Origin of the sequence: Providencia sp. PROV119 (assembly GCF_028482435.1) — a bacterium.
Lineage (GTDB): Bacteria > Pseudomonadota > Gammaproteobacteria > Enterobacterales > Enterobacteriaceae > Providencia > Providencia stuartii.
This window is the reverse complement of record NZ_JAMPQL010000011.1, coordinates 19,263-33,209: the sequence shown is the minus strand read 5'-3', so window position 1 is coordinate 33,209 and position 13,947 is coordinate 19,263. Positions and strand designations below refer to the sequence as shown.

The following is a 13,947-nucleotide window of genomic DNA, read 5'->3' as shown; positions in this document are numbered from 1 at the left end:
CCAGCCCTGATCATAAAAGCAGGGGAACCGGAACACATTATAGAGCAATGCGAATCAATACGAAACCGTTTGCGTGACTAAAAATAAAGCAAACCGTTAAAAATTATTAGGAACGAAATAGCACAATATTGGTTGCACGGATCATAATTGTTGAGCAAAATGTCCAAACACTGGAAATATAACCATTACTTATAACAATTTTTATTACAACACCGGCATACAAACACCCACAATTTTCTGGGCGATTGAGAGATAGCAACATTCATCTATTGACTCGCTTGGATAGCAGCTTCGATTGCTAAACAGTGCAAAGCAATCTGGACTTGAAGTATAAAGGGTATACATACGAGATATTTTTTTTGAATAACATCAAGGTTAATTATTTCATTATTGGGATTATTGCGCTTGTTGCGGCCATGATTATCGGACTGAATCTCCGCTGGCCCAATACACAAAATAATCAACTCAATCAAATCCTCTCTCGAGGTGAATTGCGAGTCAGCGCGATTAGCTCCCCCCTGATTTATCTTGACGATGAAGCGAATCTGCATGGTTTTGATTATGAGCTTGTACAAAGCTTTGCCGATTACCTCGGCGTAAAACTAATCATCACCATGAGACCCACCGTCGAACTTATTTTTGATGATATTGAAGAGGGGAATGCAGATATCGGGGTTGCTGGTCTGCTCTATAATAAAGATAGATTACAAAAAATGAAAACTGGGCCAAGCTACCTAAATGTGACACAGCAATTGGTCTACCGAAAAGGTTCTACTCGCCCTAAGAGCTTTAATGATATTAAAGGAAAATTGGTGGTTATGGCAGGCTCTGCACACGCCAGCACCCTCAAATCATTAGCCGATAAATACCCAGAGCTGACTTGGCAAGAAACTACCGAATACACAACCAATCAATTGTTAGAAATGGTTGCCGAAGGGCTGATTGACTATACACTCGAAGATTCAATTTCCGTTGCCCTCCAACAACGCATTCATCCAGAAATTGCTGTTGGATTCGATTTAGTCGATGATCACGCCATTACTTGGTATATGAAACGTCTTAATGACGATAGCCTAAACGCTGCCCTTCTCGACTTTTTCAATGTCAGTAATGAAATAGACTTACTCGCAAGACTTGATGAAAAATATTTCAGTCACGTTAGTTCATTCGATTATTTTGATACCATTTCATTTATTAACGCTATCAACAAAAAACTGCCCAATTATCAGCCACTATTTGAAAAATATGCCACGACCCTTGATTGGAAACTCTTAGCCGCTATTGCATGGCAAGAATCCCATTGGGATCCTTTGGCTACCTCACCAACAGGTGTACGTGGACTAATGATGCTTACAAAACCAACGGCGGAAACCATGGGTGTCGCTGATAGGTTAGACGCTGAGGAGAGTATTAAAGGAGGAGCTGCCTATCTCGAATATCTGATGCAGCGCCTGCCAGTATCCATTGCTGATGACGATAGAATTTGGTTTGCTTTAGCCGCCTATAATATGGGCTATGGCCACATGCAAGATGTTAGAAAGCTAACTGAAATGCAAGGAGGTGATCCTGACCGCTGGCTAGATGTGAAATCAAGGTTACCTCTTCTAACACAAAAAAAATATTATTCTCAACTTAACTATGGTTACGCACGGGGTCACGAAGCCTACCGCTATGTTGAAAATATTCGCCGCTACCATCAAAGTTTGGTTGGGTATTTACAAAACCAAGATAAAAAACAGCGTGCACTAGCGATTGCGGAAAAATCGCTCATTTTATTTCCGCCTCTTACAACGCCTAACGAGCAGAAGCCGGCTGTTGAAAATGCAGACACCGTAAAACAGGATGATGTGACCTCAAACGCACCACAAGCATCTTCAACACAAAATCCCCACCAAGAAAAGGTTAGCCTAAAACACGTTCAATCTACCCCAGTACAGCAGAAGTTACCCGCTATTCCCCCGAAGGATACGCTCACTTTGGGGCAATATTTTCTTTCGCCCCATACACAGGAAGGCTCCCATGCCAAGGAGCCTACAGAGCCAGTAACAACAAATAATTAGAAACTTAATCATAGCTAATTATTATGAAAGAGGGATTAAGGTGATTTTTGCTGCTGACATCCTCCGCACTCACCTTCTGTTTGCGCCAACATCTGTTTCTGCGCTTTCTTTTGCGCTCTACGCATTTTAAAAAAATTACTTAACATCGCTGAGCAGGTTTCTTCTAAAACCCCGCCCTTCACATCCACATAATGATTTAATCCGGGGCGCTCTAAGATATTAATAAATGAACCGCAAGCACCGGTTTTAAAGTCTCTCGCCCCATAGACTAAACGCCCTATTCGACTATGTACTAATGCGCCAGCACACATAATGCACGGCTCCAACGTTACATAAAGTGTTGTGTCTAATAATCGGTAATTACTAAGCGCACGACCACCTTGCTGTAACACCATTATTTCTGCGTGAGCTGTAGGATCATGACTTTCGATTGAACGATTCCAACCCGATGCAATTAATTGATTATCTTTCACTAATAGAGCACCAACAGGTATTTCTCCTGCATCTTGAGCATTTTTCGCCAATTCTAAAGCGCGCTTCATCCAAAACTCATCAACTTCGGCTTGTGTCACAGCAACCTCTAATCTATCTATTTAAATAGATTATACCGTAAATTATTTGAGTTGCTGTAGGGCGGTAATGAGGAAATTTATCAATCACTGCATAGAGAGGAAGTTACCGTGGTTTTGATGTGCCACGATAACTGATAAATAGACAACAGTGTGAACAAGGCAAAATCTCGCCTTAATTACTAAAAATCGCTAATTTTGCAGCAAACCCCATAAAAAAGCTTCCTACCGCACAGTTACCCAATTTAGCCAATATTTGTTTTTCACGTAAAAAACGCGCGATAAGATAACCACTAAAAATCAGCAGACTAAGATAAATAAAGCTGACAAGCTCCAAAATAGACGCGAGCACCAAATATGGAACCCAAGCGTGCGAGTAATTAAAGTCAATAAATTGAATAAAAAAGGAGATATAAAATAGAATCGCTTTTGGATTAGTTAAGCTTAGGATCAACGCACGCGTAAAAATTTTCTCTGATTTAACCACCATCGGCTCAGCATCTGAACTTGCTAATTTTTTTTGCTTAAAAGTCGCATAAAGAATTTTGCAACCTAAGTACAACAGGTACGCCGCGCCTAAATACCTTACGACCATAAAAAGTGTAGGCGACGCTTTTATCACTGACGCAACCCCAATAAATGAGAGAAAAATGAGTATTGCATCACCGGTAAATACGCCTAATGCAGCCCGATACCCTGCTTGAGTACCATGAGATGTACTTGATTTTAAAACATATAATGAATTTGGCCCCGGCACTATGATGATAAAAATCAACCCTGCCATATAAGTCCAGAAATTCAAAACACCAAAACTTTCAAACATAATGAAAACCTTAACCATTTTTTTCTTATTACTATCACAATCTTAATCAGTTGTGAATATTTATAAATTCAATTATTACAATAACATTTAAAAATATGAAATAAGCTAATAATAATGATTATTTTTAAATATGCCTTATTTTCATAATATCAAAGTGCTTATAAACAATTTAACTTACTAATAAATAAAGGAGCTGATATGTCTCTGATCCAATCAGGTATTCAAGCGGGTATATTTGAACAGTTTTACCCAACCACGCTTGTCTACACTGCTGCAAAAAAAATATTCTTCTTAGGCCATACTCCTCAAGATAAGGCCTACTTTATTTATAATGTTAGTGATAAAGGGATTATTGATACAAGTGCTCCTATCCATAAAGGGAAATTAAACAGCTACCTTAGCAATCTACAATATGTACAAGATTTAACGCTGAATAAACAGTATATTTATGGTTATAATTTAGAAGAAAAGACCATTCAATTCTTTGTTGTTTTAGATAATGGCAATCTTGAAAATGTTTACGACTTTACTTTTAACGCTAACGGCATGCAAATTAGAACAGCGTCGTTCTTCGTTATCAACGGCATTTTATACTATTACTACCAGTATGAAAAATCAAAAAATTGGGAATCATTCTCTGTCGTAATTGTAAAATAATAGTGTTTGATAGCTAAAGAGTTCCTTTTAAGGATTGGTAACCCCAATCCTTTATTTTAATAGTTATCTCTTATATAAGATTAAAGCAACCACACTAAATAAGATAATTTTAGATAAGCCTTACAGTCAGCGTTTTCAATATTAATTAACCCGATAAATAACAAAACCCCACCGTCTAAAATTTATAGTCACTGTAATGCCAAACCTTTAATCCATAATAAACTAATGACACATAACAAAGAACACTAAATAATACAAAAAATTGTATATCTAAAAAACAGGCTAACTTAATACAATCGACTTCGATGTGTTTATTCTATTTTTCCCTATTAAATAGAGATAGCTCATACTCTCTAAGATAATATTACTAATACACATTCTATTTAGGACATAATAATAAATGTTATCATATTGAACAATGTTTATTATCTTTGCTATGGAAATTATAGCCACGCTTATCCCTTTTCCAGTTATGCATAATAAATAATACAATTTTTTAACATAAAAAGAAGATGTTAGGTGAAATTGATAGAATTAGTATTTAATTTCCCTATTTCCGTGTAGAATTAGTCACCTCATTAGAATTATTTATGGTAACAGATTTAACTGATTGAAATGGCACTATTAATTACTAAAAAATGTATCAATTGCGATATGTGCGAACCCGAATGCCCTAATAATGCTATCTATATGGGTGACGAAATTTATGAAATCGATGCAGACCTCTGCACTGAATGTGTCGGCCACTATGATAAACCGACCTGTCAATCGGTTTGCCCTATCAACAATACGATTATCACAGACCCACAACATATTGAAACACAAGAACAATTATGGGATAAGTTTGTCATGATCCATCATGCTGATAAAATTTAGCCTATTAGCACTTTCTACCTGTTCCCTGACACTTACTCACGACCCAGCGCTATCGCTGAGTGTTGATTCCCCCCGCCGCATAACGGCGAGGTATCATCCTCTTCTTATCAAATATGCCCTCTGGATAAGAAGAGTTATTGAGCCTATTGTGTGCCAATTACACACTTTCAATAATCACCGTTGCAGCGGCATAATGGCGCTCATCCGTAATAGATACGTGAATATGCGTTACGTTCATACGCTGCGCTAGTTTTTCAGCCTCCCCCACCAATGTTAGTAGCGGTTTCCCCAAAGAATCATTACTGACTTCAAATTGGTTAAAGGCCAATCCATTACGAATTCCGGTACCGAGCGCCTTAGCTGCCGCCTCTTTAACCGCAAAACGTTTTGCTAAGAAACGAGCTGGCTGAGCTTGTTGTTGAAACTGCGCAAATTCATTTTCAGTCAATATCCGTTTCGCTAAGCTGTCAGCTGAACGTTTAATCACCGCTTCTATTCGGGCTATTTCAACAATATCCGTACCAAGACCTACGATTGCCATTAGTAACGCGCTTCTCTGAGTAGTTTTTTCATATCTGCCACCGCATTCGCTAGGCCGCTAAATAACGCTCGCCCAATAATGGCATGCCCGATATTCAATTCATAAATTTCAGGTAATAGCGCGATCCGCTGAACATTATGATAAGTTAAACCATGGCCCGCATTCACTTTTAGGCCTTTCCCTGCCGCATAAGCTACGCCATCACGAATTCGACGATATTCGATTTCTTGTTCTTGCTCCGTTTTCGCATCTGCATATGCACCTGTATGTATCTCAATAAATGGTGCACCTGCCGCTTGCGCCGCATCAATTTGAGTGTGATCAGCATCAATAAACAGGGATACTTGAATACCGGCTTCAGTCAAGCGTTTAACAGCATCAGTAATTTTGGGTAATTGCCCCGCCACATCAAGCCCCCCTTCCGTCGTGACCTCTTCACGCTTTTCAGGTACTAGGCAGCAAAATGCTGGCTTCACTCGACATGCAATGTTAATCATTTCCTCTGTCACTGCCATTTCAAGGTTCATTCTGGTTTGAATAGTCTCTTTTAGCAGCTCAATATCCCTATCAGTAATATGGCGGCGATCTTCTCGCAAATGCACAGTAATACCATCAGCTCCTGCTTGTTCTGCAACAAATGCGGCTTGTACAGGGTCAGGATACTGTGTTCCCCGTGCATTTCTCACTGTTGCGATATGATCTATGTTTACACCTAACAAAAGCTCAGCCATTTTTCACTCCCTATCATAAATACAGTCAAGTACGCTCAATGCCCCTATCCTACTGCAATTTAATATTGAGTGGGAATAAATCTCTATCGCTTCGAGCGCCTTTCCATATTTTGACGACTTTTTCAGCAAACTTATTAGATTTTGGGAAGCGGCTCGTAAAATATCGGCGTGGTGCAGATTTTGATTTGGCATACTGACCATTGTCGGTCACACTTAGCTCATGATTTTGGTGTATTACCAACAGGGGGCTTAGTAAATTGTCGGAATAGTTCGCGGCTCTTTAGCGGTTTTCCACCTAAATAGGGTTTCAAGGCTATACGAGTAAAGCGTTTAGCCGCTCTCAGTGTGTCACTGTCGGGGAATTCGCGTGCTGCCAAGGCTTTAAGGTGTTTACCAGTAAAACTAAGTTGGTCGATGACTAAACTACCAATAAAACCTTTTTCTTCTCGATAACGGTAAGTCATTGTGTCTGAAACAGGCTCGCCACTACCTGCGCAATGAAGAAAATCAACACCGTAACCAAGGTAGGATAACAAGGCTAGCTCAAATTGGCGTAACGCAGCTTCAGGTGTGTGTTCACTAGCAGCAAGTAATTGTAAGCAAGAAAGGTAATCAAAGAATAATGCTGAATACGGAGTACCAAATTCAATGACTCTCGTCACTAATTCATTGAGATATAACCCACTATAAAGTACGGTTCCCGTTAGTGGTAATGAGAGTGAAATAGGGTCTGCATGGGTTAATGTTTTAATCTCACCTTTGCCACCCCAGCGGATTAACAAAGGTGTAAAGGGCTGCAAGCAGCCCCTAAAAGGTGAACGGTTTCGGCGAGCCCCTTTTGCTAATAAGCGGATTTTGCCTTCCCCTTCAGTGAAGAAATCGACTAATAAGCTCGTTTCACTAAAGGGTCTAGAATGGAGTACAAACGCACGTTGCCAGCCACTCACAATTTCACCAATAAATTTATTTTAGGTCATCAACATAGCCTAAGCTGCGTAATGCGCGTTCATCATCCGCCCAGCCAGCTTTCACTTTAACCCACAGTTCAAGGTGTACTTTGGTATCAAACAGCTTTTCCATATCGATGCGGGCTTCCGTACCGATTGTTTTAAGCTTACTACCTTTATTACCAATCACCATTTTCTTTTGGCCTTCACGTTCAACAAGGATCAAGCCATTGATATGGTATCCCCCCCTTTCCATCATTTTGAACTGCTCAATTTCAACAGTCACAGAATAAGGAAGTTCATCACCTAAGAAACGCATCAATTTTTCACGAATGATTTCTGATGCCATAAATCGCTGAGAGCGGTCGGTAATATAATCTTCAGGGAAATGATGCTCAGCTTCAGGAATGTGCTGCTTAACAATTTTTGCAATCGTATCAACGCCTTTACCTTTTTCAGCACTAATTGGCACAACGTCCAAAAAGTTCATTTTTTGGCTGACAAAGCCAATATGCGGTAACAGCACTGTTTTATCCGTGACATTATCAATTTTGTTAATTGCTAAAATCACAGGGCAGCGAAGACCTTTTAATTTGTTGAGTACCATTTCATCGTCGTCAGTCCAATTCGTGCCTTCTACGACAAAAATAACTAGCTCAACATCCCCTATTGAACTTGAAGCTGCACGGTTCATCAAACGATTGATTGCTCGTTTTTCTTCAATATGCAGGCCTGGCGTATCCACATAGATGATTTGATATTCATCTTCAGTATGGATCCCCATAATACGGTGGCGCGTCGTTTGAGGCTTTCTCGACGTAATTGAAACTTTTTGCCCCAATAGCTGGTTTAATAGCGTTGACTTACCGACATTTGGTCGCCCAACAATAGCTACAAAGCCACAGTGGGGTAATTTTTCACTCATTCAATCTCCAAAATTTTCAATGCTTGCTCCGCAGCGGCCTGCTCAGCTTTACGTCGACTTGAACCAACCCCGTTAATAGGTTGTTCAATACCACTGACTTGGCAGTGGATAGTAAATTCCTGATCATGAGCCTCACCTTTAACTTGGACAACGATATAGTTAGGCAAAGGCAAATGACGCCCCTGTAGATATTCTTGTAGTCTCGTTTTCGGGTCCTTTTGCTTGTCACCCGGGCTGATTTCATTCAACCTAGTTTGATACCAATCTAAAATAATTTTTTCTATTGTTTGGATATCACTATCGAGAAAGATCCCCCCGATCAATGCTTCCACTGTATCAGCGAGGATAGATTCACGGCGGAAACCGCCACTTTTTAGTTCGCCTGGCCCTAAACGTAAACACTCGCCAAGCTCAAATTCACGAGCAATTTCCGCCAGTGTATTTCCGCGCACTAGCGTTGCTCTCATGCGACTCATATCTCCTTCATCCACTTTCGGGAAGCGATGATATAAATCATTTGCGATCACAAAACTTAAAATAGAATCGCCAAGGAACTCTAGGCGCTCGTTATGCTTACTGTTTGCACTGCGATGCGTAAGCGCCTGAATTAAAAGATCGTGTTGATTAAACTTATAACCAAGTTTTCGTTGCAATTGCTCAAGTAAAGAGGGGTTCATGCGCGTTCAGCCATTTCTCTGATTGACAAAAAAGCACACGCAACAGACCTGTAAAAAACAAAACTGTTGCGTTTGCACTGACTCTTAACGCTTTTATCTTTCATTTATATAATAGAACTAAGCTTAAAATTCAGCATAACACTATTAATGAATAAAATGATAAGAGTTAATTAAGAAGCCAATAAATATTAATTTAAATTATATTGTACACCGAGATAAACAATAATGCTTCGGTTTATACGGGTTTTCACACGAAAACCCGTATAAATCTACCTTATGAACCTAGTGGCCCAATTCGGCTAAAGCGAATACCTGTCGGCCATTCACCTTCTTGTTTCTCAAGACTTAGCCAGATAAATACAGCGCGACCAACCAAATTTTGTTCTGGAACAAAGCCCCACATACGGCTGTCTGAGCTATTATCTCGGTTATCCCCCATCATGAAGTAGTGTTTCTCAGGTACAATCCACTCATTTGGCGGCATATTAGGCTGTATGTAACGAGATTCCGTAATGGCCTGACGAATAATCAAAATCTGGTGCTCGACGGTATCGAGAGTTTCACTTCTTTGATATTGACGTAATGCATTTCTTGGCAATGGTTCGTCAAGAGGAATTTCATAGTTACCTTTTTGGCTATCGACCAAAGACTCCACATTGAAAAACATGGTCCACTCACTCGGCGCTAACGGACCATATTTTATTGGAAGTTGTTTCGTACAGTTATTATCTGCGCAATTCGGATAAATTGTCAGCTCTTTAGCGTTTGGATCATAAACAATTTTATCACCCGGTAAGCCAATAACCCGTTTTACATAGTCAATTGTTGGATTTTCTGGATATTTAAATACGGCAATATCACCACGCGCAGGTTTTCCCGTTTTAATTAACGTCGTTTGCGTAATGGGATCTTTTAGACCATAAGCAAACTTCTCAACCAGCATAAAATCCCCAACCAACAACGTTGGCATCATTGACCCAGATGGAATTTGAAAGGGTTCATAAATAAATGAACGAACCACCAATACAATCGCTAATACTGGGAAAATCGAGGAGCCTGTTTCAACCCACGATGGACGGCGTACAGCTTTATCCATCTCATCTTGAGTTAATGAGCCTTGACTCACTTCCTGTATATGTTTGAGCTTTTTCTTCCGCTCAGGCGAAAATTTAAAGCGATCTAAACACCAAATAATCCCCGTAATCACTGTCGCCAGTGTTAGGATCAAGGCAAAGGTGTTAGCCATTGAGACTCCTTGTAATTTTAGTTGTCTTTACCAACATGCAAAATAGCGAGGAAAGCTTCTTGAGGTAATTCAACATTACCCACTTGCTTCATGCGCTTCTTACCTTCCTTCTGCTTCTGCAACAGTTTCTTCTTACGGCTAACATCACCACCATAACATTTAGCCAGTACGTTTTTACGCAATTGTTTAACGGTAGAGCGAGCAATAATATGGTTACCAATTGCAGCTTGGATCGCGATATCAAACTGTTGACGAGGGATTAAATCCTTCATTTTTTCAACCAATTCACGACCACGATACTGTGAGTTAGCTCGGTGAGTGATCAATGCCAAGGCATCCACACGCTCGCCGTTGATCATAACATCAACACGAACCATGTCTGACGTTTGGAAACGCTTAAATGCATAATCCAAAGAAGCATAACCACGAGATGTTGATTTCAAGCGATCGAAGAAATCCAATACCACTTCTGACATTGGAATATCATACGTTAATGAAACTTGATTACCATGATAGACCATATTTGTCTGAACGCCGCGTTTTTCCACACAAAGTGTAATAACGTTGCCAAGATACTCTTTAGGCATCAGCATGTGACATTCAGCAATTGGCTCACGCAACTCTTCGATATTATTCAATGGTGGCAACTTAGCGGGGCTATCGACATAAACGATTTCACCGTTCGTTTGCACAACTTCATACACAACGGTCGGAGCCGTGGTGATCAGATCTAAATTGTATTCACGCTCTAAGCGCTCTTGAATGATCTCCATATGCAGCAGGCCAAGGAACCCGCAACGGAATCCGAAGCCAAGAGCACTAGAGGTTTCAGGCTCATAAAAGAGTGACGCATCATTCAAGCTCAACTTGCCTAGTGCATCACGGAATGCTTCATAATCGTCTGAACTGACTGGGAATAAACCTGCATAAACTTGAGGTTTAACTTTTTTAAACCCAGGTAATGCTTTATCAGCAGGATTACGAGCGCCCGTTAAAGTATCCCCGACAGGTGCCCCTGTGATATCTTTAATCGCACACACTAACCAACCAACTTCACCGCAACTGAGAGAGTCGCGATCAATTTGTTTTGGTGTGAAAATACCAAGACGATCCGCGTTGTACACTTGGCCCGTGCTCATCACCTTAATTTTATCGCCTTTGCGTAACGTACCGTTTTTAATACGGATAAGTGATACAACACCTAAATAATTATCAAACCATGAGTCGATAATAAGCGCCTGTAAAGGTGCCTCTGCGTCACCTTCTGGCGCAGGGATAGATTGCACTAAACGCTCAATAACATCTTGAACGCCAATCCCCGTTTTTGCCGAGCAACGTACCGCATCATGCGCATCAATGCCCACAATATCTTCAATTTCTTCTGCAACGCGTTCAGGATCAGCCGCTGGTAAGTCGATTTTGTTCAACACAGGAACAACTTCAAGATCCATTTCAATCGCTGTATAGCAGTTAGCTAGCGTTTGAGCTTCAACCCCTTGCCCAGCATCAACAACGAGCAGCGCACCTTCACAGGCAGCTAATGAGCGTGATACTTCATAAGAGAAGTCAACGTGGCCTGGGGTATCGATAAAGTTCAATTGATAGGTCTCACCATCGGAGGCCTTATAATCCAGCGTCACACTTTGCGCTTTGATTGTAATTCCGCGTTCACGTTCTAAATCCATAGAGTCTAGAACCTGAGCCGCCATTTCTCTGTCCGTTAAACCACCACAAATCTGAATAATACGGTCAGACAACGTGGATTTACCATGGTCGATGTGAGCAATGATAGAAAAGTTTCTTATGTTATTGATTTTCAAGGTAATATCTTCTTTTAAATTGCCTACAAAATCAGCCTTGGACACACTCATGGACACAAGACCAAACCCTATAAAACAGGGATTTATTCACAATGAATTGCATTCTACATACAACAGTTACCTAACACAAAAATTTCTTGTCAGCCCTTATTTACAATTAAAGCAACAAATAAACTTTGAGATATCCATTGACCTTTGATTGCAATCCGCTGTATATAATAACAGTTATATTTTACTGTATATAAACCCAGCCATTTAATTTATGAAGGAGCATTTATGGTTAATATCAAAATAAGACTTGATCTCAACATGAAAGGGAAGCTCCCTATCGGCACCTTTCAAGCACTTCAAGCTCAAGTTGAGAAGAGATTAAAAAACAAATACCCTGAATTAAATGTGGATATTGGCTGGGGAGCCCATACTAGCCTAAATGTTGATGGGCTAAAAAAGAATGAAAAAAAAGACTACATCGAAGAAGTGCTGCAAGAGATTTGGGAAGATGATAGCTGGCTCCCCGAAGGAAAACAAACGGAAGATATAGAATATTTTGACAAGTAGCCAGCGCGACAGGTAGCGATAGCAAACTAAGTCAGCACTGAGAATAAGCCCCTAAATACCATAGGGGCTTTTGCTTATTTAGCGCTCTACAGCCTCCTCCTCCGCTTGCCTATCCGCCTCCTCTTTTGCTAATCGCTCTGCTTCTGCTTGCTTGAGATTGTAGATAGAGTTAGGTGGCATTTCGACACGCATATCTATCCAGCGCGATTCAGGAACGTCACACGGCTCATAGTTTTTGTAGTAAACAGGGTTGCCGTCTTTATCTATGTACTTAATGCGCTTGTTCTGGAAGCGTTCTGGCATGTCTGCGTTCTGTTGGTGGAAAACAAAAACTTCAATATCACCATCAGGTCTCACCTCATAATCAATAAGCACCATGTTTTTACCGTTATGGTCTTGAGGAATAACAAAGCCGTTATTGATACCCCATGCTCCATCCGAGTTAAAGCCGACAACGCCTTTAATGAGGTAATGGCCTATACCAAGGTGCTCCATTTCAACGCCCTCGGATTCTTCATTAAGCTCGATGTGGTCAGCAAAGACTTTCACAATCGGTGATGCGGCTTTTAAGTTGCCATTGGAGTCTTTGGTGGTGTTTCTATCTGTCCAGATGTTGTAATCGAAAAATTTATTATTATTCCCACCAATGGCCCTAACGCCTTTTCCAGTATAATCCGCGCTAATTGTTGTATAGGTATCACCTGCCTTGAAAAAAGCGGTTGCCCCATACGTGAAGTGATAAGGTGAATCCTGCGCTGCATTTCTAAAAACATGTGAAACTCTGCCCTTGTTTTTATAGTAATCAATCATTCCTTGCGCATCTAGCGAGATTGAATCACCCGAACCGCCGAAGCCAAAATCACCCGCCTTCATTAGCGTGCCATTACCTGACGGCAGTTTAATATAATAAGTGACACCATTGGTTCGATAATAAATATCAGGCGTTTCTCTCGCTAGTGAGAGCATCATGGCTTGCTTGTCATCAGCAGACCATACGCCAATAGCTTCTTCATTTCTGATTTCTTTTTTAAATGACTGAATTCCAGAAGAGTCCAGTGATGCTTTCCCATCAAGCTGCTTATCCATCTCTTTCGCCGTTCTCAGCTGCTGTGTTGTGCCATCGGGTAACGTCACTGTAATTGTACCGCTTTCTGTCGCCCATCGATTTAAGATATCGCTGAACTGCACATTCGCAACGTTCATGGCAACAACTTTGTTTGCTGCATCTGAAACGGAATTCACCATCGTTGTCAGTATTTGATACGGTGCATTGCTCACCGATGCAGGCACAGGGAAACTCAGTGTTATCTCTGTGTTGCTCTGAATAGACGCAATGCTGTTAATGTAAATCGTTGCGCCATTTTGAATTAAAATAACCTGCTCTGCGGATACTCGCGAGTTGTTATCTTTCCACTTAGTACCTACTCCCACTAACTTTGTGCTGTTTGCTGTCGTTGTGACTGTTCCTACGTTGTACATAATATTCTCCGAAATTTAGATACAAAAAAACCGCACTA

At 40.6% G+C, this 13,947-nt stretch carries 14 protein-coding genes; 4 read left to right on the top strand and 10 right to left on the bottom strand.

The features are described 5' to 3' along the window. Window positions 1-416: 416 nt before the first annotated feature. On the top strand, window positions 417-2,060 hold the full coding sequence (mltF, locus tag PSF11_RS11020; RefSeq protein ID WP_231130386.1) for a membrane-bound lytic murein transglycosylase MltF: 1,644 nt from the start codon (window positions 417-419) through the stop codon (window positions 2,058-2,060). A 35-nt stretch (window positions 2,061-2,095) separates the two neighbouring features. Here the strand turns inward: mltF and tadA are convergent, their stop codons facing one another. Together tadA and leuE are read right to left on the bottom strand one after the other, a co-directional pair. Next, the gene (tadA, locus tag PSF11_RS11015) at window positions 2,096-2,632 is read right to left on the bottom strand and encodes a tRNA adenosine(34) deaminase TadA (RefSeq protein ID WP_004921454.1); all 537 of its coding nucleotides are present in this window, start codon (window positions 2,630-2,632) and stop codon (window positions 2,096-2,098) included. A gap of 172 nt (window positions 2,633-2,804) precedes the next feature. Next, the gene (gene leuE, locus PSF11_RS11010) at window positions 2,805-3,452 is read right to left on the bottom strand and encodes a leucine efflux protein LeuE (RefSeq protein WP_072502418.1); all 648 of its coding nucleotides are present in this window, start codon (window positions 3,450-3,452) and stop codon (window positions 2,805-2,807) included. A 198-nt stretch (window positions 3,453-3,650) separates the two neighbouring features. Here leuE and PSF11_RS11005 point away from each other — a divergent pair, with 198 nt between their 5' ends. Both PSF11_RS11005 and PSF11_RS11000 read left to right on the top strand, forming a co-directional pair. Continuing rightward, the gene (locus tag PSF11_RS11005; RefSeq protein ID WP_004921460.1) at window positions 3,651-4,109 is read left to right on the top strand and encodes a hypothetical protein; all 459 of its coding nucleotides are present in this window, start codon (window positions 3,651-3,653) and stop codon (window positions 4,107-4,109) included. A 615-nt stretch (window positions 4,110-4,724) separates the two neighbouring features. Further along, window positions 4,725-4,985, top strand: coding sequence for a YfhL family 4Fe-4S dicluster ferredoxin (locus PSF11_RS11000; protein ID WP_004921463.1), 261 nt, complete (start codon window positions 4,725-4,727; stop codon window positions 4,983-4,985). Window positions 4,986-5,142: 157 nt separating this feature from the next. Here the strand turns inward: PSF11_RS11000 and acpS are convergent, their stop codons facing one another. The 7 genes from acpS to lepA all read right to left on the bottom strand — a co-directional run bounded on the left by acpS (window position 5,143) and on the right by lepA (window position 11,866). Beyond that, window positions 5,143-5,526 (bottom strand): holo-ACP synthase, encoded by a 384-nt coding sequence (acpS, locus tag PSF11_RS10995; RefSeq protein ID WP_004921465.1) that lies wholly within the window; start codon window positions 5,524-5,526, stop codon window positions 5,143-5,145. Next, window positions 5,526-6,257 (bottom strand): pyridoxine 5'-phosphate synthase, encoded by a 732-nt coding sequence (gene pdxJ / locus PSF11_RS10990; protein ID WP_004921469.1) that lies wholly within the window; start codon window positions 6,255-6,257, stop codon window positions 5,526-5,528. The genes acpS and pdxJ overlap by 1 nt, the downstream gene beginning before the upstream one ends. A gap of 218 nt (window positions 6,258-6,475) precedes the next feature. Continuing rightward, the gene (gene recO, locus PSF11_RS10985) at window positions 6,476-7,204 is read right to left on the bottom strand and encodes a DNA repair protein RecO (protein ID WP_004921473.1); all 729 of its coding nucleotides are present in this window, start codon (window positions 7,202-7,204) and stop codon (window positions 6,476-6,478) included. Between the two features lie 16 nt (window positions 7,205-7,220). Further along, on the bottom strand, window positions 7,221-8,129 hold the full coding sequence (gene era, locus PSF11_RS10980) for a GTPase Era (protein WP_004921475.1): 909 nt from the start codon (window positions 8,127-8,129) through the stop codon (window positions 7,221-7,223). Then, the gene (rnc, locus tag PSF11_RS10975; RefSeq protein WP_004921478.1) at window positions 8,126-8,806 is read right to left on the bottom strand and encodes a ribonuclease III; all 681 of its coding nucleotides are present in this window, start codon (window positions 8,804-8,806) and stop codon (window positions 8,126-8,128) included. Before rnc ends, era begins: the two co-directional genes overlap by 4 nt. A gap of 274 nt (window positions 8,807-9,080) precedes the next feature. After that, window positions 9,081-10,052 (bottom strand): signal peptidase I, encoded by a 972-nt coding sequence (gene lepB / locus PSF11_RS10970; RefSeq protein WP_004921482.1) that lies wholly within the window; start codon window positions 10,050-10,052, stop codon window positions 9,081-9,083. A 17-nt stretch (window positions 10,053-10,069) separates the two neighbouring features. Then, on the bottom strand, window positions 10,070-11,866 hold the full coding sequence (gene lepA, locus PSF11_RS10965; protein WP_036943946.1) for a translation elongation factor 4: 1,797 nt from the start codon (window positions 11,864-11,866) through the stop codon (window positions 10,070-10,072). A gap of 282 nt (window positions 11,867-12,148) precedes the next feature. Between lepA and PSF11_RS10960 the strand changes: the two genes are divergently transcribed. Continuing rightward, window positions 12,149-12,430, top strand: coding sequence for a DinI-like family protein (locus PSF11_RS10960; protein WP_272682822.1), 282 nt, complete (start codon window positions 12,149-12,151; stop codon window positions 12,428-12,430). Between the two features lie 78 nt (window positions 12,431-12,508). Here the strand turns inward: PSF11_RS10960 and PSF11_RS10955 are convergent, their stop codons facing one another. Continuing rightward, a complete protein-coding gene (locus PSF11_RS10955; protein ID WP_272682821.1) occupies window positions 12,509-13,909 on the bottom strand; it encodes a phage tail fiber protein in 1,401 nt (466 codons plus the stop codon). Window positions 13,910-13,947 lie beyond the last annotated feature (38 nt).

Excerpts from the sequence above, each read along its gene's own strand:
- mltF (WP_231130386.1), top strand. The coding sequence starts at position 417 with ATGATTATCGGACTGAATCTCCGCTGGCCCAATACACAAAATAATCAA.
- leuE (WP_072502418.1), bottom strand. The coding sequence starts at position 3,452 with ATGTTTGAAAGTTTTGGTGTTTTGAATTTCTGGACTTATATGGCAGGG.
- PSF11_RS11005 (WP_004921460.1), top strand. The coding sequence starts at position 3,651 with ATGTCTCTGATCCAATCAGGTATTCAAGCGGGTATATTTGAACAGTTT.
- PSF11_RS11000 (WP_004921463.1), top strand. The coding sequence starts at position 4,725 with ATGGCACTATTAATTACTAAAAAATGTATCAATTGCGATATGTGCGAA.
- acpS (WP_004921465.1), bottom strand. The coding sequence starts at position 5,526 with ATGGCAATCGTAGGTCTTGGTACGGATATTGTTGAAATAGCCCGAATA.
- pdxJ (WP_004921469.1), bottom strand. The coding sequence starts at position 6,257 with ATGGCTGAGCTTTTGTTAGGTGTAAACATAGATCATATCGCAACAGTG.
- era (WP_004921475.1), bottom strand. The coding sequence starts at position 8,129 with ATGAGTGAAAAATTACCCCACTGTGGCTTTGTAGCTATTGTTGGGCGA.
- rnc (WP_004921478.1), bottom strand. The coding sequence starts at position 8,806 with ATGAACCCCTCTTTACTTGAGCAATTGCAACGAAAACTTGGTTATAAG.
- lepB (WP_004921482.1), bottom strand. The coding sequence starts at position 10,052 with ATGGCTAACACCTTTGCCTTGATCCTAACACTGGCGACAGTGATTACG.
- PSF11_RS10960 (WP_272682822.1), top strand. The coding sequence starts at position 12,149 with ATGGTTAATATCAAAATAAGACTTGATCTCAACATGAAAGGGAAGCTC.
- PSF11_RS10955 (WP_272682821.1), bottom strand. The coding sequence starts at position 13,909 with ATGTACAACGTAGGAACAGTCACAACGACAGCAAACAGCACAAAGTTA.